Genomic DNA, 20,764 nt, shown 5'->3' with positions numbered 1-20,764 from the left:
CGCCTTAAGGCGATACTCAGACATGGGTCCCTCTTTTCCGCTCTTTTCGCCGAAGCCCGAGGCGCCCCATACGGCCTCTGAACACCTCCACGGCTCGCTTCGCATCGCCGTGGGTGTTTCCCGCCCCTTCGGGCGGGAAACACGGCTACCACAATGGGTTGATCTTGCTGCTGGTTGGCTCCCCTCTCCCACTTGTGGGAGAGGGGCCGGGGGAGAGGGCGGGCGCTGGCAAGGGCGCGATCTCACCTTCTCCCGTGCCGGCTGCCAGTATCACGCCACTCAGGGTGCGCCCTGATACACCCATTGCAGCAGGGCGTCGTGGGCTTCGCGGGCTTGTGCTGCGTTGGCGTGGTTGATGTAGCTGACCACCACATAGCGGTCGCCGTTCAGCGCATCGACATAGCCGGCCAGCGCCCGGACGTCGTTCAACGTTCCCGTTTTCATGTAGGCATTGCCGGCCGCGCCGGCGCGCGTCAGGCGGTTGCGCAGCGTGCCGTCCACGCCAAGGATCGGCAGCGAATCGATCAGCACCGGGCCGACTTCACTGGCCAGCGCTTGCTGCAGCAGCCGCGACATATCGTAGGCGCTGATGCGTTCTTCACGCGATAGTCCGGAGCCGTTGTCCAGTACCAGGCCGGGCATGTCCAGCCCCTGGCGCGCCAGCCAGCGCTGCACCACCTTGGCCGAGCGGGTGGTGCTGGCCGGGCCGCTGCGATCCATCTCCGCGCCGATGGTCAGGTAAAGCTGGCGGGCCATCACATTGTTCGAGAACTTGTTGATGTCGCGCACGATTTCCGACAGGGGCTGGCCGTAGTGGCGTGCCAGCAGGAAGGCGTTGCGCGGGGCGCGGCCCATGCGCAGGGCTGGCTGGTGGGTGAAGCGGCCGCCGGCCAGTTGCCATTCGGCGACAAAGCCGCCCCAGGTGAACTCGTTGTGCGAGAGCGTGGCGATGTTGACCACGTGTTCGCCGCAGTCGGCGGCGTAGCTGCCGTCGAAGGAGGCCAGCACGGTGCCGTCGGGCTGTGGCGTGACGGCGGGGCGCGCGCGTGCCGACCAGTCGCCGCATTTACCGTGGGACAGCGCCAGGCGGTTGTCGAGCTTGAGCTGCGCCAGCGCGGGCGTGACCGATACCGCGACCGACTGGTTGGCCGGGTCGGGCGTGATGGTAAACGACAGCGTCTTGAAGGCGTAGAGCAGCGCGTCGGGGCTGACGTTGTAGGCGCGCTGGGTTTCGCCATCGATGGTGGTGCCTTTGTCGAGCGCGGAATCGAAGTAGCTGCGGTCCAGCACCAGGTCGCCATTGATGGTGGTGGCGCCCGCGATGCGGGCGCTGTTGACCAGCTTGGCCATTTCTTCCGGCACCAGCTTGGGGTCGCCATAGCCGCGCAGGTAGACGTTGCCGTTGACGGTGCCGTCGGCGCCTGGCTGGTTGTCGGCGTACAGCGCGGTCTGCCAGCGGTAACCGGGGCCAAGCAGCTGGAGCCCGGCGAAGGTGGTGACCAGCTTCATGGTGGAAGCCGGGTTCATCGGCGTTTGCGCGTTCCAGCTTGCGCGGGGCGCTGGCGCGCCGACCTTGATCACGTAGAAGCTGGTGGCCGAGGCGGGCACATGCGCGCGCTTGAGCGCGGCCGTTACGCTGCCCGGCAGGCCTGAGCGCGGCTCGGCGGACTCGGCCGCGGCGTGGGCGGCCTTGGTCTTGTGAACGGGGGTCTTGGCGGCGGCGGTGCTCACGCCGCTGAGGCACAACAGCCCGGCGGCGCAAAGCGGCAGCAGGCGGTGAAGAATGGGGGAAGGGCGATTCGGCATGGTGCCCATGTTAACGCATGGGCCTGGGCGCGGATGACGCCGCCATGCGATTTCCGCAGGTTTTTCCGCAGGAACTCCGTCTAGTCTTCTGCGGCGTTTGCGGGATCTTCCAAACGGGCCGCACCGATCGCCTGCGGCGGCGCGAGCTTTCCGAGCAGCGTGCGCAGCGTATCTTGTTCCTGCGCCGACAATGCCCCCGCCACGCGCGCATCGTGCGCGCACACCGCGGCGGTGGCGGCTTCCAGCGTGCGCCGTCCCGTCGGGGTCAGCACCAGGCTGTAGGCGCGGCGATCGTGCGGCGCCGGGCGGCGCGCCACCAGCTTCATGTCTTCCAGCGCGTCGACCAGCAGCACCGCGCCCGAGCGCGCGATGCCCAGGATGCTGGCCAGCTCGGTCAGCTTGAGCAGCGGATTGCGCGAGACGATCACGAGCGCGGAGAAACGCGGCGGCGTGATGTGCCACTGCGCCAGCGATTGCACGAAGTCTTCGTAGATACGGATCTGCGCGCGGCGGATGGCGTAGCCGACCAGGCCGTCCAGCACGCCGTAGTCGACGTTGGCGATATGCGGGTCGAATCCACCGGGCGCATCGGCTGCCCGGCTGGCGCCGGCGGGATCGGGGGCGAGGGCATCGCGGCTGCGGCGCGCTCGCGCCTTTGCTGTGGTCATGAGGCCTTGGCGTCGGTCGATGGATGTGGGTGGCGATGGCTGCCTGAGAAACCGGGCCGCCTATACGACGCGAAAATACCGCATTTCCACCCGGTCCGGATAGCGGGCGCCGGTGGCGACAAACAGGTGCTGCATGAGCCAGTCGTAGCCGGGCGCCGCCGTCTCGAAGCGGGGCGCGGTGCGGAAATAGATCAGGCGCGGGTCGACGATCTCGCCGCCGGCCAGGCGTGCGATCAGCGCGGCGGGGCCGCTGCGCACGCCGGCGTTGACGATGTAGATGCGCGCGCCGTCGTCGGTCTCCAGCACATAGCGGGCCTCGATGTCGGCCACGACGATGCCGTTGCCGGCGTCGTGGCGCACCAGCTGGAAATCCGCGCCGCCGGGCAGGATGCGCCCTTGCAGGCGCGGCCCGGAAACGACGCCATCGAGAATGGGGATGACCCGCCGGTTGCCCAGCGCGCTCGCGCCCACCTCGGTGACCGGCGCCAGCCGGAAGCTGAAGTCCGCCACATGCTCCAGCGTGGGCGTGGGCAGGGCGGCGATGGCAAAGGGCGCGGAGGTCATTTCAGCAGCTTCCAGTTGCCATTGTCGATGGTCAGCATCACGCGGCCGCGGGTGTCAAAGCCGAAATGATCCTGCGCGGTGTAGTTCAGCACGCCATGCGACACCACGATATTGCGCTCGCTCTCCAGCGCGGCCTTGAGCGCGCGGCGGAACTCCGGCGTGCCTGGCTTGGCCTGCTTGAGCGCCACCGGCACGATGCGCTGCAGCACCAGGCCCGCATCATAGGGGTGGGCGCCGAACTGGGTGCGGGTGTCGGGCCCGTACTGCTTCTCGTAGCGGCCCACGTAGTCCAGCCCCGGCTTCTTGGTGGCGGCGCTGTCCGGCAGCTGCTCGGCCACGATCACCGGCCCGGCGGGCAGGATGGAGCCGTTGACGGCTTTGCCGCCGATGCGGATCAGGTCCTTGGTGGCCGCCCCGTGCGTGTGGTAGACCGGGCCCGCGTACCCGCGCTCGCGCAGCGTGGTGTGCGGCAGGGCCGCGCCGGTGCCGGCGCCGGCGATCAGCACCGCGTCGGGGCGGGCGGCGATCAGCTTGAGCGTTTGCGCGGTCACGCTGGTGTCCGAGCGCGCATAGCGTTCGGTGGCCACCAGGCGCATGCCGCGCGCGGTGGCGGCGGTGGTGAACTCCTTGAGCCAGGTCTCGCCGTAGGCGTCGGCAAAGCCGATGAAGGCGATGGTCTTGATGCCTCTGGCGTGCGCGGCATCCGCCACGGCCTCGGCCATCAGCTTGACCGGCTGGGCCAGGCGATACGTCCATTCGCCGCGGCCGGGCTTGAGCTCGATCGGCGAGAAGGCCAGCTGCACGGTCTGGCTCTCGTCGGCGACTTCGGCAATCGCGATCGACGGCGCCACCGCCGACGAGCCGAGGATGATGTCGACCTTGTCTTCGCTGACGAAGCGGCGCGCCACCTTGGTGGCCTGGGTGGGATCGGAGCCGTCGTCCAGCACGATGTAGCGGATTTTCTCGCCGGCGATGGTCTCCGGCAGCAAGGGCATGCTGTTCTTCTGCGGGATGCCGAGCGAGGCCGAGGGGCCGGTCGACGCGATGCTGACGCCGACCGTCACCTCGGCAAGCGCGGGCGCGGCGCCGAGCGCGGCGGCAAGGCTGGCGGTGATGGCGAGCGCAAGGCGGCTGGCGGGCGTGGCAAGGCGGGTAAGGCAACTAAGGCTGGGGCGCGGCACGATATCTCCTTTTCTTCGCATGACGCCGGCTTCTCAGGGCCGGTCGGGGGGCATGATATGACGGACTGGCGCAGTCACAGGCGCGGCCGCGCTTAGCGCGGCGGCACCTGCAGCGATTGCCGGTCGAAGCCGGCGAGCTGCTTGTAGCGCAGCGCAATCGCTTCGAGCTCGGTGCGCGGGATCACGGTTTCGATATCGCTGAAGCCTTGCGGCGCGCGCTGCTCGGCCAGCTGCATGACCTGCTCGGGCCCGTTCATGCGGTTGCGCAGCACGATGGCCGCGGTGCGCGGCAGCCGTTCCGCTTCGTACTCGCGCAACGCATGGCCGGTGTCGCAGGCGTCGCGCGGCGCGCCGTTGGCCAGGAGGCTGTCCATCAGGTAGCGCGCATCGAGGATGGCCTGCGCGCTGCCGTTGGAGCCGATCGGGTACATCGGGTGGGCGGCGTCGCCTAGCAGCGTCACGCGGTCGAAGGTCCAGCGCGGCAGCGTGTCCTTGTCGACCATGGGGAATTCGTAGATGGCCTGTGCGCCGTCGATCAGCGCGGGGATGTCGATCCAGTCCCAGCGCCAGTTCGCAAAGGCTTCGCGGAACACGGACTTGTCGACCTGCTTGTTCCAGTCGCTGCGCGGCGGGGTATCCGGCGCGCTGTCGGGCACGCGCAGCTCGGCGATCCAGTTGACCAGCGAGCGCCCCTGGCGGCGCAGCGGCTCGGAGATCGGGTAGGCCACGAACTTCTGGTCCTGGTGGCCCGCCATGAACATCGAGCTGCCATCCAGGTACGGCGGCGCCTCGGTGACGGCGCGCCACAGCGTGCGGCGCGAGAAGCGCGGCGCGTCGCCCTGCGGATAGAAGTGGCGGCGCACGGCGGAGTGGATGCCGTCGGCGCCCACCAGCACATCGGCCCGCGCCGTGACTTGCGCGTTGTCGCTGCGCCGGCGCAGCGTGAACTCCACGGGATCGCCCGCGCGCGCGCCGGTGCTCGTGACCGCTTCAAACGTATGGCCGGCATGCACGCGCTCGGCGCCCAGGCGCTCCACCACGGTGCGGTAGAGCAGCATCTGGAATTCGCCGCGATGGATGGAGAACTGCGGCTGGCCGTAGCCCGCCGCGCGCCCGCGCGGCTCGTGCCAGATGCGCTGGCCAAGCTTGTTGTAGTAGGACAGGGACGAGGTCTGCACCGCCAGCTCGGCCAGTGCATCGTGCAGCCCCAGCTCGGACAGCTCGCGCACCGCGTGCGGCAGCAGGTTGATGCCCACGCCGAGCGGGCGCAGCGTTTCGCTGGCTTCCCAGACCTCGGCCTCGATGCCGTGCCGGTGGCAAAGCAGTGCCAGTGTCAGGCCGCCGATGCCGCCACCGGCGATCGCGATCTTCATGGTGTTGTCTCCACAGCTTGTTATGGAATTCCCGGGCCGCGCGGGTGCTCCATGCGGAGCCGGCGGCCACTGGCAATATTGTTATAGAGTATAACTAAATGCGCGAAGGCTTCAAGATCGGTGGCGTGCGGGGAAACCCGCAAGCAAGCGCCGCATGCACGTCCTGAGCACGGGATTTGTGGGAATCCGCTGACACGATGTTCGGCCAAGCCCCGGTTCCGCAGAGCGGCCCCGGGCCCCATAGTGAAAGTACCTGCCGCGAAGCATGGACCTTGCGGCAAACGCGATAACGATGCCTGGGGGCATGCCAGGCGCAAAACAAATTCCACAAGGAGCTTCATCATGCGTACCGTAACCCTGTCTATCCTGCTTGCCACCCTCCTGAGCGTGGCGGGCTGCGCCGACATGACGCCCAAGCAGCGCAATACCGCCATCGGCGCGGGTGTCGGCGGTGTGGCCGGCGCTGCACTGATCGGCGGCCCGGCGGCCACCATCGGTGGCGCGGCGCTGGGCGGTGTGGTTGGCAACGTGGCGACGCCAGAACGCCGGTAAGGAATAATGCGGCCACGCGCAGCCATGCGAAGTGGCTGGCCAAAAAGCAAAAAGCGGATGCCATCGGCATCCGCTTTTTGCTGCCTGATCGCTGGCTCAGCAGGCTGACTTCGCGACCGCCTTTGTGGCATTCCCGCTTTTCCCCGCGGCGTTGGCTACCGGGAACACGGTATCGTAGGCCCAGTTGTAGACGAACGCATAGACCACATAGAAGGCCGCCAGGGCGATGTCCATGATGAATGCATCGAACAAACTCATGTCGAGATACCACGCCACCATCGGCAGGAACACCACCAGCAGGCCCAGTTCGAACAAGATGGCGTGGAGCACCCGCACGGCCACCGGCTTGCGCAACTGCCCGGTGAACCGCAGCATGGCCTTGTCGAACAGCACGTTGTAGAGGTAGTTCCAGCCGGCGGCGATCAACGACGCCACCACGGCGAGGATGCCGATCTGGTGAAGGGCGAAGCCAAAGACCCAGCTGCCCACGGGCGCGACAATCAGCAAGCCGATCACTTCAAAGCCGATGGTGTGACGAATTCTGTCCTTGGTGCTGCGCATGATACTTCCTGTCTGGCGTGTGAATAGAGGGCATTCTATCGAGTATTCGGGGATGGTAAAGTTGGGTTCTATCGCTTAAAACGATGGATGGGCAGCGACCCGTCCCAAGGAATCGACATGAGCCTCTCGCTCGAACAATTGCAGGCCTTTGCCGCGGCCGCCGAATGTGGCTCTTTCTCCGCAGCCGCGCGCCGGCTGGGCAAGGCCCAGTCGGTTGTCAGCGCGGCCGTGTCCAATCTCGAGATCGACCTGGGCAACCAGCTGTTCGACCGCGGCGGGCGCTATCCCACCCTGACCGCCGCGGGCGAACGCCTGCTGGCCGAGGCGCGCGTGATCCTGGAGCGTTGCGAGCATTTCCGTGGCGTGGCCAAGAGCCTGGGCGAGGGCGTGGAGAGCCGCCTGGTGCTGGCGGTGGACGAACTCTATCCGGAGGAAACCCTGGGCGTGATGCTGGAAGAGTTCTCCGAGCGCTTCCCGGCGGTGGAACTGGAGCTGCTGTTTCCCTTGATGGAAGACGTCAGCCGGCTGGTGCTGGAGCGTTGCGCCGACCTGGGAATCATGTGGCGCCAGGAGGTGCTTCCGCCGGAGCTGGGTTTCCGCGCGCTGGGCTGGGTGCCGATGCGGATCATCTGCGCGCCAGACCATCCGCTTGCGGACCAGCGCGTGGGCTGGGAGGAACTGAAGCGCTACCGGCAGCTGATGGTGGCCACCCGTACCGACAGCGAGGAAAAAATGCGGCTGCGCGTGGCCGCCGAAGTCTGGTGGGTGGAGAGCCAGTGGGTCATCGTAGAACTGGTCAAGCGCCGGCTGGGCTGGGCCTTCGTGCCCTGGCACGTGGCGGCCAACTCGCCGGCGGGCACGCAACTGGTGTCGCCCGCGCTGGAGTTCGACGACCAGGACTGGCCGGTGGCGATGGAGCTGGTGTGGCACAAGCAGCGGCCGCTCGGCAAGGCCGCGACCTGGCTCAAGGAGCGGGTGAGCAAGCAGCCGCTGCCGCGTCCGGAGGTGCCTGCCCGCCCGTAGCCGATGCCGGCAGCTTCTCGGCGCTATCGGGTAAGCCCGAATTCCTTCGCCAGCGTGCTATAGCGCTGCACCGTTCGCCGCACATAAGTATCCAGGTCAGCGCTGCCCAGGTCAGCCGGGAACAGGCCCTGCTCCGCGCGCAGCCGGGCGAATGCCGGGCTGGCCTGCAGGCGTTCGAAGCGGCTGGCCCAGCGCTGGTAGTCGGCCCGTGCAACCTTGGGGCCCATGTAGAAGCCGCGCAGGATGGGCCAGACGATGTCGAAGCCCTGCTCGCGTGCGGTGGGCACGCTGGCCAGCCTGCCGGGCAGGCGCTGCGCCGCCAGCACGGCCAGGATGCGGATGCCGCCCGCGCCGAGCTGCATGGCGGCCTCCGATGCGTCGCCGGACACCGCCTGGACATGCCCGCCCTGCAGTGCCGTGAAGGCCTCGCCGCCACCCTCGAAACCCACGAAGCGCATGCGCTTGTAGCCCACGCCGGCCTGCCGCGCCACCAGCGCGGCCTTCATCCAGTCCTGGTTGCCGATGGTGCCGCCGGCCCCGAACAGTACCTGGTCCGGATCCGACCTGAGCGCGGCCACCAGGTCCTTCAGGGTCTTGAAGGGCGAATCGGCGCGTACCGCGATCACGCCGTAATCGGTGCCGAGCGCGCCGACCCAGCGCACGTCCGCCGCGCCGTACTTGCCGAACTTGCCTTGGGCCAGCGCCAGGAGGGAGCCGTCTGAAAAGGCGACGATGGTGTCGGGCTCGGCGGGGCGTTGCGCCACGATGCTGTTGTAGGCCACCGCGCCGATGCCGCCCGGCATGTAGGCCAGCCGCATCGGCTGCTCGGTGAACCCGGCTTCGAGCAGCGCACGCTGCGCCAGCTTGCAGGTCAGGTCGAAACCGCCGCCGGGCTTGGCAGGCACGATGCACTCCGGCGCGGCGGCCGCCGGCCGCGCGCAGGCGGCGGCAAGGGCGAGCGCCGCGCAGGCAAAGCGCAGGGCGGCCAGGACGTGGCGCATCGATTCTCCTCGGGGGGTGAGTGGACGGCAGACAGCTTACCGGGAAATCCCGAAAAATCTGCTGGCTGGCAATGCGAAAATCCGGCATAACGTAGCAAACCTGAGGCATTGACCGAAGCCGCCGAACAGGCCAAAGCCGCGCGCTACGACGACGGCTGTCTCTCCCTCTCCCCTCAGGGGGAGAGGGCCGGGGAGAGGGGTGGCTCAGCTAGGAGCCACTTGAAGCGGAGCCCTTTGGTTTGGTACAGCACGACGGTGTATCGAGCGCCCGCCCTCTCCCCCGTCCCCTCTCCCGCCATGCGGGAGAGGGGAGCAAACCATGCGCATGACATAGCGTGACGCCAGCTGGAAACAAGCAGGAGAACACCTTCCCATGAGAGTACTGCTGGTCGAGGACCACGATGAACTGGCCACCTGGGTGATGCAGGCGTTGCGTGCGCTGCATTTCACCGTGGAGCGCGCGGCCGACGCGGCCAGTGCGCAATCCTTGCTGTTCAGCACGCACGCCGGCAGCGCGGGCGGGGCCGGCAGTGACTACGCGCTGGTGCTGCTGGACCTGACCCTGCCCGACCGCGACGGCCTGGACCTGCTCGCGCGCCTGCGCGCTCGCGGCTGCCGCGTGCCGGTGATGATCCTGACCGCGCGCGGCGAAGTGGGCGACCGGGTCAAGGGCCTGGACCTGGGCGCCGACGACTATATGGCCAAGCCCTTCGACCTGGCCGAGTTCGAGGCGCGGGTGAAGGCGCTGCTGCGCCGCGCGCGCCAGACCGAGGCGCCGCTGGTGGTGTGCGGCGGCCTGGGGTTCGATACGGTGTCGCGCCATTTCCAGGTGGGCGGCGTGCCGCTGGCGCTGACGCCGCGCGAGCATGCGGTGCTGGAGATCCTGATGACGCCGCCCGGCAAGACCGTCAGCAAGGACCGCATCTACGCTAGTATCTTCACCCTGGCCGACGACACCCAGCCGGACGTGATCGAGGTCTACGTGCATCGCCTGCGCCGCAAGCTCGAAGGCTCGGGCGCCGCTATCGTGACCTTGCGCGGGCTGGGCTACGTGCTGGAGCCCAGCGTTGGCTGAGCCGCGCAAGCGCGCCGCCAGCCTGCGCGCACGCCTGCTGTGGTGGCTGATCCCGCCCATGCTGGCGCTGCAGGCCGCATACGGCGTGGTGGCTTACTCCAACGCGCTGGAATCCGCCAACCAGGCCTATGACCGTACCTTGCTGGCATCGGCGCGCAACATTTCCGAGCGCATCACGCTGACCCCCGAAGGCGTGCGCGTGGACGTGCCGTATATCTCGCTCGATACCTTCGAGGTGGGCATGAACGCCACCATGTTCTACCGCGTCAGCGGCGTGCATGGCGAGTTCGTCTCGGGCTACGACGACCTGCCGCCATTCGATGCCAGCCAGCCGCGCACCAAGCTGTATCCCGCGCTGGTGAGCTTCTACGACCGTACTTACCGTGGCCAGCCGATCCGCATCGCCGCGCTGCGCCAGCCGGTGATGGACGCCAGCGGCACGCGCGGCGGCATGGCCTTGATCGAGGTGGGCGAGACGCTGGACTCGCGCCAGGCGCTGACGCGCAACATCCTGTTCGATGTGTTGTGGGGCCAACTGATGCTGGTGCTGGCCGCGGTGCTGGTGATCTGGCTGTTCACGCGGCGCGCGCTGGCGCCGCTCGATGCGCTGCGCGAAGCCGTGGCGCAACGCCAGCCCGGCGCCACCACGCCGCTGCCGCTCGACAGCGCCCCGCGCGAGACCGCGCCGCTGGTGGAGGCCATGAACGGCTACATGGCGCGGCTGGAACAGGTGCTCGCCGCGCAGCGCCGCTTTATCGCCGACGCGGCGCACCAGTTGCGCACGCCGCTAGCCGTGCTGCACACGCAGGCCCAGCTGGCCGCGCGCGAGCGCGATCCCGACGAGCAGCGGCGCATCGCGCAGGGCCTGGCCGACAGCACCGCGCGCATGGCCGCGCTGGCCGAGCGCCTGCTGTCGATGGCGCGCGCCGCCCACGGCGGGGCCGAGGCGCCGCGCGCGCTGGACCTCGCGGCGTTGGTGAAAGAGGTCTGCCTTGAGCTCACGCCCGCCGCGCGTGCGCGCCGCATCGACCTGGGCTTCGAAGGCGAGGGCGCGCAGCCAGTGCGCGGCACCGATCTGCTGCACGAGCTGGTGACCAACCTGGTCGACAACGCGCTGCGCTATACGCCATCGGGCGGCATGGTTACGGCGCGTGTCTTGCGCGCGGGCGAGGCGGTGGTACTGGAAGTGGAGGACGACGGCCCCGGCATTCCCGCCGCGGAACGCGCGGCGGTGCTAGAGCCGTTTTACCGCGGCAAGGCGGCGGGTTCGAAGGCGCCCGGTGAGGCGGCGCCCACTGGCTCGGGGCTTGGCCTGACCATCGTGCGCGACATCGCCGTGGCGCATGGCGCGTCGCTGGCGCTGCTGGATGGCGCGCAGGGCAGGGGCCTGCTGGTGCGGGTGCGCTTCGCGCCGGCATAGGGCGGCGCGAAGGCTCCCACCGCGCCATTCGCCATTCGCTATTGCGTTGCCGAGCTGCCGGGCGCTGTGCCAGCCGGCGCCGTATTGGACGCGCTATCCGTCTCGATATGCCAACCGCCGCCCAGTGCCTTGATCAACACCGCGCTGGTCGTGTACTGGCGGCCCACGATGGTCAAGTAGGTGCGCTCCGCCGTGTAGGCGGTGGTCTGCGCGGTCAGTACGTCCAGCAGGCTGGCGGTGCCAGCGCGGTAACGGTTGTTGACCAGGGCCAGCGCATCACGCGCCGAACGCAGCGCGTCGTTCTGCACCACGCCTTCTTGCTCCAGCAGGCGCGCGCCGGCCAGGTTGTCCTCGACCTCCTGGAACGCGGCGAGCACCGTCTGGCGGTAGTTGGCCACGGTCTGATCATAGGCCGCCACCGCCTGCGCCTTGGCCGCGCTGCGCAGGCCACCGTCGAACAGCGTGCCGGCCAGCGCCGGGCCGATCGACCACACGCGGTCCGGCAGCGACAGCCAGCGCGCCAGCGTGCCGGCGGAAAGCCCGCCGGTGGCCGACAGCGACAGCGTCGGGTAATACGCCGCCTGCGCAACGCCGATCTGCGCGTTGGCCGCGGCCATGCGGCGCTCGGCCGCGCCGATATCGGGCCGGCGTTCCAGCAGCGCCGACGGCACCGCGATAGGCACGCGCGGCACGGCGGCGGCATAGTCCTGCGGCGCGATGGAGAGGTCGGCCGGCGGCTTGCCAGTCAGGATGGCGATGGCGTGCTCGAGCTGCGCGCGCGTGATCTGGATATCGATCTGCTGCGCCTGCGCGGACTTGAGCTGGGTCTCGGATTGCAGCACGTCCGAGCGCTGGGCGGTGCCGGCTGCGTACTGGTTGCGTACCAGCTGCAGGGATTTCTCGTAGTCGACTACCGTGCGGTCAAGCAAGGCCTTCTGCTGGTCGGCGATGCGCAGCAGGAAATAGCTCTGCGCCAGCGTGGACTGGGTCGACAGCAAGGTCGAAGCCAGGTCGGACTGGCTGGCCTGCGCGCTGGCTTCGCTGCTTTCCACCTGCCTGCGCACGCGGCCCCACACATCGATTTCCCAACTGGCCGACAGCGTGGTGTTCTGGCTGTTGCCGATCAGGCCGCTGCTGCCGCTCGCGCGGCTCAGCCCGGCCGATGCGCCCAGCGTGGGGAAGTAGCCGGCGCGCGCCGATTGCAGCGCGGCCAGCGCTTGCCGGTACTGCGCCTCGGCCGCCTTGATGTTCTGGTTGGATACCTGCACCTGCGACATCAGCGTGTCGAGTGCCGGATCGCTGAACACCGCCCACCAGTTGCTGCGCGCGCTGGCATCCTGTGGCTCGGCCGGTTTCCACGTGCCCCACTGCGAGGTGTCGGCGGGTGCTTCCTTGAAGGCCGGGGTGCTGGGCGCGTCAGGCCGCTTGTAGTCGGGGCCCACGGCGCAGCCGCCCAGCAGCAGGGCGCAGGCTATCGTCAGCACGGTCGCGGGGACGGAGAGGGCAGGGAGGCGAAGAAAAGCGTTCATGGATCGCATTCAGGGTTCGAGGCTGGCCGTGGCCGCAGGCACGGCGGAGCGGCGCTGGCGCCAGGCTTTCACCTTCAGGCGCCAGCGGTCCAGCGTCAGGTACACCACGGGCGTCGTGTACAGCGTCAGCAACTGGCTGACCACCAGCCCGCCGACGATGGAGATGCCCAGCGGCGCGCGCAGCTCGGCACCGTCGCCGTGGCCGATCGCCAGGGGTATCGCGCCGAGCAGGGCCGCCATGGTGGTCATCAGGATCGGGCGGAAACGCAGCAGGCAGGCGCGGTAGATGGCGTCATGCGGCGACAGGCCCTCGCGCCGCTCGGCGTCGATGGCGAAGTCGATCATCATGATGGCGTTCTTCTTGACGATGCCGATCAGCAGGATCACGCCAATCAGCGCGATGATGCTGAAGTCCGTGCCCGAGGCCAGCAGCGCCAGCAGCGCGCCGACGCCGGCCGACGGCAGGGTGGACAGGATGGTGAGCGGATGCACGTAGCTCTCGTACAGCATGCCGAGCACGATATAGATGGTGATCAGCGCGGCCAGGATCAGCAGCGGCTGGCTCTTGAGCGAATCCTGGAAGGCCTTGGCGCTGCCCTGGAAGTTGGCCTGCAGCGTCTCCGGCACGCCAATGCGCGCCATCGCGTCCTTGACCATGTCGGTCGCCTGCGATAGCGAGACGCCCTCGGCCAGGTTGAAGGAGATGGTGGAGGCCGCGAACTGGCCCTGGTGATTGACGCCCAGCGGCGTGCTGGTGGGCGTGAACCGCGCGAAGGCCGACAGCGGCACACGCTTGCCGCCGCCAGTGACCACGTAGACATCCTGGAGCGCATGCGGGCCTTCCAGGTACTCGGGGCTGAGCTCCATGACCACCCGGTACTGGTTGAGCGGATTGTAGATGGTGGACACCAGGCGCTGGCCGAAGGCATCGTTGAGCACCGCATCGATCTGCTGCGCGGAGACGCCGAGCTTGGACGCGGTGTCGCGGTCGATGATCACCGAGGTCTGCAAGCCCTTGTCGTTGGTGTCGGTGTCGACGTCTTCCAGCCCCTTGAGGTTGGAGATGGCCGCGCGCACCTTGGGCTCCCACTCGCGCAATACGTCGAGATCGTCCGACTGCAGCGTGAACTGGTAGGCCGAGCTGCTTTGGCGCCCGCCAATGCGGATGTCCTGCACCGAGGTCAGGAACAGGCTTGCGCCGGGCTCCTTGGCGAGCTTGACGCGCAGGCGTGCCACGATGGCATCGGCGGATTCGCGCTCGGCAATCGGCTTGAGCGTAACGAACATCTGGCCGGTATTGCGTTGCGAGCCGCCGGTGAAACCCGTCACATTGACCACCGCCGGATCGGACTGCACGATCTTGATGAAGTTATCGAGCTTGGGCCGCATGGCCTGGAACGAGGTGGCCTGGTCGGCGCGGATAAAGCCGATCAGGCGCCCGGTATCCTGCTGTGGGAAGAAGCCCTTGGGCACGATCATGTAGAGCCAGACATTGAGACCGATGGTGGCCAGCAGCACCAGCCACACCAGCGTGCTGTGGCGCAGCGCCACCGCCAGCGTGCGTGAGTACCCATCGTGCATCCAGGCGAACACGCGTTCGCTGGCGCGGTAGAGGCGGCCCTGGCGCTCGGGGCGCACCGGCTTGAGCAGGCGCGCGCACATCATCGGCGTGGCCGTGAGCGAGACCACCAGCGACACCAGGATCGCCACCGACAAGGTGATGGCGAACTCCTGGAACAGCCGCCCGACGATGCCGCCCATCATCAGCAGCGGGATAAACACCGCGATCAGCGACAAGCTCATCGACAGCACCGTGAAGCCGACTTCGCGCGAGCCCTTGAGCGCGGCTTCGAGCGGCTTCATGCCTTCCTCGATGTGCCGCGAGATGTTCTCCAGCACCACGATGGCGTCATCCACCACGAAGCCGGTGGCGACCGTGAGCGCCATCAGCGACAGATTGTTGAGTGAGAAGCCGGCCAGGTACATCACCGAGAAGGTGCCGATCAGCGACACCGGCACCGCCACGCTGGGGATCAGCGTGGCGCGCACGTTGCGCAGGAACAGGAACACCACCATGATCACCAGCGCCACCGAAATCATCAGGGTGTGCTCCACCTCGCGCAGCGAGCCGCGGATGGTGGGGGTGCGGTCCATCATCACTTCCATCTTGATGGCGGACGGGATCATCTGCTGCAGCGACGGCAGCATCTCGGTGACGCGGTCCACCGTCTCGATGATGTTGGCGCCGGGCGAGCGGTTGAGCACCAGCAGCACCGAGGGCTGGCCGTTGGCGGAGCCGGCGTTGCGGATGTCCTGCACCGAGTCGGTCACCCGCGCCACGTCCGACAGCCGGATCGGCACTGCGAAGGAGTTCGGGCCGCCGCTGCTGGTGTTGCCGCCGGTGGCGCCGGTGCTGATGGTGGTGGTGCCGCTGCTGGTGGTCAGCGTAGTGGTGGTGACCCCGTTGACGGTCTTGGTGCTCACGCCGCCGCCCGCGGTGGCGTTGGCCGTGCTGGCGATCAGCGCACCGGCCGAGGCCGACGAGTAGGTGCCCGGCGTGGCGTAACGCACGATCAGCGGCATGTAGTCCGCCGCCTTCATGGCCTGGTCGTTGGCGTAGACCTGCCAGTTGGTGGTGGTGTTTTCGAGCGAGCCGAGCGGACGGTTGGCGTTGGTGGCGCTGATGGTGTTGCGCACATCCTCCAGCGAGACACCGTACTTGTTGAGCGCCGTGGGGTTGAGCTCCACCCGCACCGCCGGCAGCGACGAGCCGCCGATGGTGACCTGGCCCACGCCCTCGATCTGCGACATCTTCTGCGCCAGGATGGTCGAGGCCGCATCGTAGAGCTGGCCGCGCGTCATGGTGGGCGAGGTCAGCGCGATGATCATGATCGGCGCATCGGCCGGGTTGACCTTGCGGTACGTCGGGTTGCTCGGCAGGCTGGTGGGCAGCGTGGCGCGCGAGGCATTGATGGCGGCCTGCACGTCGCGCGCGGCGCCGTCGATGTCGCGCGAGAGCTCGAACTGCATCGTGATGCGGGTCGAGCCCAGCGAACTGCTGGAGGTGATCTCGGTGACGCCGGCAATGGCGCCCAGGGCGCGTTCCAGCGGCGTGGCCACGGTAGCGGCCATGGTCTCGGGGCTGGCGCCGGGCAGCGAGGCCGACACCGAGATGGTGGGGAAATCCACCTGCGGCAGCGGCGACACCGGCAGCAGCCGCAGTGCCGCCAGCCCCGCCAGCAGGATGCCGATGGTCAGCAGCGCGGTGGCGACCGGGCGATGGATGAAAGTGGCCGACAGGTTCATTACGGCCTCGGCTCCGGAGCGTGCCCGGCTTCACTGCCACCTGCGCCACCACCTGCGCCACCACCCGTGTCGTCGCCAAACCGGCGCTGGCGCCAGGCTTTCAGGCGCGTTGCCACGCTGTCGAACGCCAGGTAGATCACCGGCGTGGTGAACAGCGTCAGCACCTGGCTGACCAGCAGGCCGCCCACCATGGTGATGCCCAGCGGGCGGCGCAGCTCCGAGCCGATGCCGGTGCCCAGCATCAGCGGCAGCGCCGCCAGCAGGGCCGCCATGGTGGTCATCAGGATGGGGCGCAAGCGCAGCAGGCAAGCCTGGAAGATCGCCTCGCGCGGCGCCATGCCGCCCTCGCGCTCGGCCTCGAGCGCGAAGTCGATCATCATGATGGCGTTCTTCTTGACGATACCGATCAGCAGGATGATGCCGATGATCGCGATGATGCCCAGGTCCTGGCCCGAGACCAGCAGCGCCAGCAGCGCGCCTACGCCGGCCGAGGGCAGGGTCGAGAGGATGGTCACGGGATGGATGGTGCTCTCATAGAGCACGCCCAGCACGATGTACATCGTGATCACCGCGGCCAGGATCAGCCACAGCGTGTTGGACAGCGAAGCGCGGAAGGCCAGCGCGGCGCCCTGGAAATCAGTCTGCATCGAGATCGGCAGGCCGATTTCCTGCTCCACCTTGGCGATCTTGTCGACCGCGGCGCCGAGCGATTCGCCCGGTGCCAGGTTGAACGAAATGGTGGCGGAAGGGAACTGGCCCTGGTGGTTGATCACCAGCGGCCCCGTGCGCTCGCTGATGCGCGCGAACGCGCCCAGCGGCACCTGCCCGCCGGAGGAGGAGGGCAGGCGCAGTTCCGCCAGCGACTGCGGATCGGTGCGGAATTGAGGCATGGCCTCCAGTACCACGCGGTACTGGCTCGCCTGCGTGAAGATGGTCGACACCAGGCGCTGGCCGAAGGCGCTGTACAGCGCGCTGTCGATCACCGCGGTGGTGATGCCGAAGCGCGCCGCGGCGTCGCGGTCGATATCCACGTAGGCGCGCAGGCCGTTGTTCTGCTGGTCGCTGGCCACGTCTCGCAGCTCCGGCTCCAGCTTCAGGCGCTCGACCAGTCTCGGCACCCAGGTGGCCAGCGTGGTGGGGTCCGGGTCCTGCACGGTGAACTGGTACTGCGTGCGTGCCACGCGGTCCTCGATGGTCAGGTCCTGCACCGGCTGGGTGTAGAGCGAAACCCCGCCGAGCTTGTCGACCGCGGCCTGCAGGCGGCGCGTCACGTCCTCGATGGAGTCGCTGCGCTGGTCCTTGGGCTTCAGGTTGATCAAGAGGCGCCCGGCGTTGAGCGTGGTGTTGGTGCCGTCCACGCCGATGAAGGACGACAGGCTTTCCACCGCCGGGTCTTCCAGCACCACCTTGGCCACTGCCTGCTGCTTCGCTGCCATGGCGGGGAACGAGGTGGTCTGGGACGCTTCGGTAATGCCCTGGATCACGCCGGTGTCCTGCACCGGGAAGAAGCCCTTGGGCACCAGCATGTACAACAGCACGGTCAGCACCATGGTGCCAACGGCGACCAGCAAGGTGAGTTTCTGGCGGTCCAGCACCCATTCCAGCGCGCGGCCGTAGCGGTCGATCACGTTGTCGAAGAAGCGGCCGCTGGCGCGGTGAAAGCGCGAGAGCTTCTCATCGGGCACATGGTGCAGCAGGCGCGCGCACATCATCGGCGTGAGCGTCAGCGAGACCACCGCCGAGATCAGGATCGACACCGCCAGCGTGATGGCGAACTCGCGGAACAGGCGCCCGACCACATCGCCCATGAACAGCAGGGGGATCAGCACGGCCACCAGCGAGAACGTCAGCGAGATGATGGTGAAGCCGATCTGCTTGGATCCCTTGAGCGCCGCCTCCATGGGCGAATCGCCCTTCTCGATGTAGCGCATGATGTTCTCGATCATCACGATCGCATCGTCCACCACGAAGCCGGTGGCAATGGTCAGTGCCATCAGCGTCAGGTTGTTGATCGAGAAGCCCGCCAGGTACATCACGCCGAAGGTGCCCACCAGCGACAGCGGCACCGCCACGCCCGGGATGATGGTGGCCGGCACGTTGCGAAGGAAGACGAAGATCACCATCACCACCAGCGCGACCGCCAGCAGCAGTTCGAACTCCACGTCGCGCACCGAGGCGCGGATGGTGGTGGTGCGGTCGGTCAGCAACTGCACCTTGACCGAGGCCGGCAGCGCGTTCTGCAATTGCGGCAACAGGGCCTTGATGCGGTCGACCACCTCGATCACATTGGCGCCGGGCTGGCGCTGGATGCTCAGCACGATGGCCGGCTTGTCGTTGGCCCAGGCCGCCAGGCGGCTGTTCTCGGGCCCGTCGACGATGTTGGCCACATCGGTGATGCGGATCGGCGCGCCGTTCTGGTAGCCGACGATGATCTGGCGGTACTCGTCGGCGGACTTGAGCTGGTCGTTGGCGTCGATGGTGGAGGCGCGCGCGGGGCCGTCGAAGCTGCCCTTGGCGCCGTTGACGTTGGCGCTGCCGATCGCCGTGCGCAGGTCGTCGATCGACATGCCGAGCGCGGCCAGCGCGGTCGGGTTGGCCTGGATGCGCACTGCCGGGCGCTGCCCGCCGCTGATGCTCACCAGCCCCACGCCCTGCAGCTGCGAGATCTTCTGCGCCACGCGGGTGTCCACCATGTCCTGCAGCTTGGGCAGCGGCATGGTGTCGGACGTCATGGCCAGCGTCATGATCGGCGCGTCGGCCGGGTTGACCTTGCTGTACACCGGTGGCATCGGCAGGTCCGCCGGCAGCAGGTTGCCGCCGGCATTGATGGCGGCCTGCACCTCTTGCTCGGCCACGTCCAGCGACAGCGTGAGCTCGAACTGCAGCGTGATCACCGAGGCGCCACCCGAGGAGGACGACGACATCTGCTTGAGGCCCGGCATCTGGCCGAACTGGCGCTCCAGCGGCGCCGTGATGGACGAGGTCATCACATCCGGGCTGGCGCCCGGATACAGCGTGGTGACCTGGATGGTCGGGTAATCGACCTCCGGCAGCGCCGACAGCGGCAGCAGCCTGAAGGCCACCAGGCCCGACAGCAGGATGGCGACCATCAGCAGCGCGGTGGCGACCGGCCGCTCGATGAACAAGCGTGAGGGATTCATGCTGGGTCCTTACTGCGGCCGCTGGGGCGCCGCGCCCGCCGGGGCGCCAGCGCTGCCGCCGCCATCCGTTGCAGCCGCGCTCGCGCCGTCGCGGTGACGGCGCCCTTCACCGTGCGCACCCGAGGCACCCGGCACGCCGGAGGCGCCGGCCGCGCCGCTGGCGCCACCATCGCGGCGCCGTCCGCGCCCGCGCGGCGCGCTGGCCGGTACCAGCGCGGCTGCGCGCGCTGCCGGGTCCACGGTTTCCACCGTCATGCCTTCCTTGAGCCGGTCGGCACCGTCGACCACCACGCGCTGGCCGGGCTGCAGGCCCTTGGTCACCACGGTGCGATCGCCGTCGCTCGTGCCGAGCGCGACCACCTGGACCTTGACCTTGCTGCTGTCGTCGACGACATAGACAAAGGTGCCTTGCTGGCCGCGCTGGATTGCCGCCACCGGTACCACGGTGGCGTCCTCGATCGTGTCCACCTTGGTGCGCATGTTGACGAACTGGTTCGGGAACAGCAGGCCGTCCTGGTTCTGGAAGATCGCCTTGAGCTTGACCGTGCCGGTGGTGGTGTCGATCTGGTTGTCGGTGGTCAGCAGCGTGCCATCGGCCAGGCGGTTGCGGGCCTGGCGGTCCCAGGCCTGGACGGGAATGGTCTCGCCCGCGTGCAGCCGCTTGAGCACCGACGGCAGGTTGTCTTCAGGGATGGTGTAGAGCACCGCGATCGGCTGGATCTGGGTGATCAGGGCGATGCCGTTGGTGTCGCTGGTGCTGATGATATTGCCCGGGTCGACCTGGCGCAGGCCGATGCGGCCGGAGGCCGGCGCCATGATGCGGGTGTAGCCCAGTTGCAGGCGGGCGCTGTCCACGTTGGCCTGGTCGGTCTTGACCACGCCTTCATACTGGCGCACCAGGGCGTCCTGGGTGTCTACCTGCTGGCTGGAGATGGAATCCTGGCCGAGCAGCGTGCGGTAGCGCTTCTGGTCCAGGCGGGCGTTCTCCAGCAGGGCGCGGTCGCGCGCCAGCGTGCCCACGGCCTGGTCCAGCGTGGCCTGGAACGGGCGTGGGTCGATCTCGGCAAGCACGTCGCCGGCCTTGACCATCTGGCCCTCCTTGAACAGGACCTTGAGCAGAGGACCCGACACCTGGGCCCGCACGGTCACATTGGCCACGGGCGTGACATTGCCCAGGCCGTTGAGGATGACGTCCATATTACGCTTGGCCACGGTGCTGACCACCACCGGCGAGCGCTGGCCGCCGGGACCCCCAGGGCCGCCGGGGCCGCCAGGGCCACCACGGCTGCCGTTAGTGCCGCCGGGCGCGCCTGCGGCACCGGCTGCGGGCGTACGATGCTTGTACCAATACCAGCCGCCGCCGGCCAGCAGCAGGATCAGCGCGGCGGCGATCAGTTTGCGGCGGCGCGAGGCAGCCTTGGGCGGCGGTGGCAGCTTAGCCGGTTGATGTTCTTCGGGGTTGGCCATGACCGGATCCTGGGAGCGACGCGTCAACAAAAACGCGTTTGAACGATTTTCGGGGTATGAGAGGCAGAAGTATGCCG

At 68.2% G+C, this 20,764-nt stretch carries 15 protein-coding genes; 4 read left to right on the top strand and 11 right to left on the bottom strand.

Annotated elements, in window-relative coordinates; all coding sequences use genetic code 11:
* Positions 1 to 279 precede the first annotated feature (279 nt).
* The 5 genes from dacB to AC07XB_RS18210 all read right to left on the bottom strand — a co-directional run bounded on the left by dacB (position 280) and on the right by AC07XB_RS18210 (position 5,592).
* On the bottom strand, positions 280 to 1,815 hold the full coding sequence (gene dacB / locus AC07XB_RS18230) for a D-alanyl-D-alanine carboxypeptidase/D-alanyl-D-alanine endopeptidase (RefSeq protein WP_492814239.1): 1,536 nt from the start codon (positions 1,813 to 1,815) through the stop codon (positions 280 to 282).
* Between the two features lie 71 nt (positions 1,816 to 1,886).
* Positions 1,887 to 2,474: a MarR family winged helix-turn-helix transcriptional regulator gene (locus AC07XB_RS18225; RefSeq protein WP_492376145.1), complete on the bottom strand. Its 588-nt coding sequence runs from the start codon at positions 2,472 to 2,474 to the stop codon at positions 1,887 to 1,889.
* Between the two features lie 60 nt (positions 2,475 to 2,534).
* On the bottom strand, positions 2,535 to 3,038 hold the full coding sequence (locus tag AC07XB_RS18220) for a DUF3237 domain-containing protein (RefSeq protein ID WP_492376144.1): 504 nt from the start codon (positions 3,036 to 3,038) through the stop codon (positions 2,535 to 2,537).
* On the bottom strand, positions 3,035 to 4,240 hold the full coding sequence (locus AC07XB_RS18215; protein WP_492832914.1) for an ABC transporter substrate-binding protein: 1,206 nt from the start codon (positions 4,238 to 4,240) through the stop codon (positions 3,035 to 3,037). Before AC07XB_RS18215 ends, AC07XB_RS18220 begins: the two co-directional genes overlap by 4 nt.
* Positions 4,241 to 4,311: 71 nt before the next feature.
* Positions 4,312 to 5,592, bottom strand: coding sequence for a flavin-dependent oxidoreductase (locus AC07XB_RS18210; protein ID WP_492832916.1), 1,281 nt, complete (start codon positions 5,590 to 5,592; stop codon positions 4,312 to 4,314).
* Between the two features lie 342 nt (positions 5,593 to 5,934).
* On the opposite strand from AC07XB_RS18210, the gene AC07XB_RS18205 reads away from it, so the two are divergent.
* A complete protein-coding gene (locus AC07XB_RS18205) occupies positions 5,935 to 6,144 on the top strand; it encodes a YMGG-like glycine zipper-containing protein (RefSeq protein WP_150992709.1) in 210 nt (69 codons plus the stop codon).
* Positions 6,145 to 6,240: 96 nt separating this feature from the next.
* On the opposite strand, the gene AC07XB_RS18200 is transcribed toward AC07XB_RS18205, so the two are convergent.
* Positions 6,241 to 6,705 (bottom strand): PACE efflux transporter, encoded by a 465-nt coding sequence (locus AC07XB_RS18200; RefSeq protein ID WP_492814244.1) that lies wholly within the window; start codon positions 6,703 to 6,705, stop codon positions 6,241 to 6,243.
* Between the two features lie 117 nt (positions 6,706 to 6,822).
* Here AC07XB_RS18200 and AC07XB_RS18195 point away from each other — a divergent pair, with 117 nt between their 5' ends.
* Positions 6,823 to 7,728 carry a LysR family transcriptional regulator gene (locus tag AC07XB_RS18195; RefSeq protein WP_492376141.1) on the top strand — a complete coding sequence of 302 codons (906 nt, stop codon included), beginning with the start codon at positions 6,823 to 6,825 and terminating at the stop codon, positions 7,726 to 7,728.
* A gap of 23 nt (positions 7,729 to 7,751) precedes the next feature.
* Here AC07XB_RS18195 and AC07XB_RS18190 read toward each other — a convergent pair whose 3' ends face one another.
* Complete coding sequence (locus AC07XB_RS18190; protein WP_492832918.1) at positions 7,752 to 8,729, bottom strand: tripartite tricarboxylate transporter substrate binding protein; 978 nt, start codon at positions 8,727 to 8,729, stop codon at positions 7,752 to 7,754.
* 373 nt (positions 8,730 to 9,102) lie between these two features.
* On the opposite strand from AC07XB_RS18190, the gene AC07XB_RS18185 reads away from it, so the two are divergent.
* Both AC07XB_RS18185 and AC07XB_RS18180 read left to right on the top strand, forming a co-directional pair.
* A complete protein-coding gene (locus AC07XB_RS18185) occupies positions 9,103 to 9,804 on the top strand; it encodes a response regulator (protein WP_253933184.1) in 702 nt (233 codons plus the stop codon).
* A complete protein-coding gene (locus AC07XB_RS18180; RefSeq protein ID WP_492832920.1) occupies positions 9,797 to 11,224 on the top strand; it encodes a sensor histidine kinase in 1,428 nt (475 codons plus the stop codon). The genes AC07XB_RS18185 and AC07XB_RS18180 overlap by 8 nt, the downstream gene beginning before the upstream one ends.
* A gap of 38 nt (positions 11,225 to 11,262) precedes the next feature.
* On the opposite strand, the gene AC07XB_RS18175 is transcribed toward AC07XB_RS18180, so the two are convergent.
* From AC07XB_RS18175 to AC07XB_RS18160, 4 genes are read right to left on the bottom strand one after another with little or no spacing between them, the layout of a single operon-like run.
* Positions 11,263 to 12,753, bottom strand: a complete 1,491-nt coding sequence (locus tag AC07XB_RS18175; protein ID WP_492832922.1) for an efflux transporter outer membrane subunit — start codon at positions 12,751 to 12,753, stop codon at positions 11,263 to 11,265.
* A 9-nt stretch (positions 12,754 to 12,762) separates the two neighbouring features.
* The gene (locus AC07XB_RS18170) at positions 12,763 to 16,059 is read right to left on the bottom strand and encodes an efflux RND transporter permease subunit (RefSeq protein WP_492832924.1); all 3,297 of its coding nucleotides are present in this window, start codon (positions 16,057 to 16,059) and stop codon (positions 12,763 to 12,765) included.
* A complete protein-coding gene (locus AC07XB_RS18165) occupies positions 16,059 to 19,220 on the bottom strand; it encodes an MdtB/MuxB family multidrug efflux RND transporter permease subunit (protein ID WP_492832926.1) in 3,162 nt (1,053 codons plus the stop codon). The genes AC07XB_RS18170 and AC07XB_RS18165 overlap by 1 nt, the downstream gene beginning before the upstream one ends.
* Positions 19,221 to 19,229: 9 nt before the next feature.
* The gene (locus AC07XB_RS18160) at positions 19,230 to 20,687 is read right to left on the bottom strand and encodes an MdtA/MuxA family multidrug efflux RND transporter periplasmic adaptor subunit (RefSeq protein WP_493688087.1); all 1,458 of its coding nucleotides are present in this window, start codon (positions 20,685 to 20,687) and stop codon (positions 19,230 to 19,232) included.
* Between the last annotated feature and the right edge of the window lie 77 nt (positions 20,688 to 20,764).

The sequence above is a fragment of the Cupriavidus sp. GW821-FHT02F09 genome, from assembly GCF_059421605.1.
This window is presented reverse-complemented; position numbering and strand designations above follow the sequence as displayed.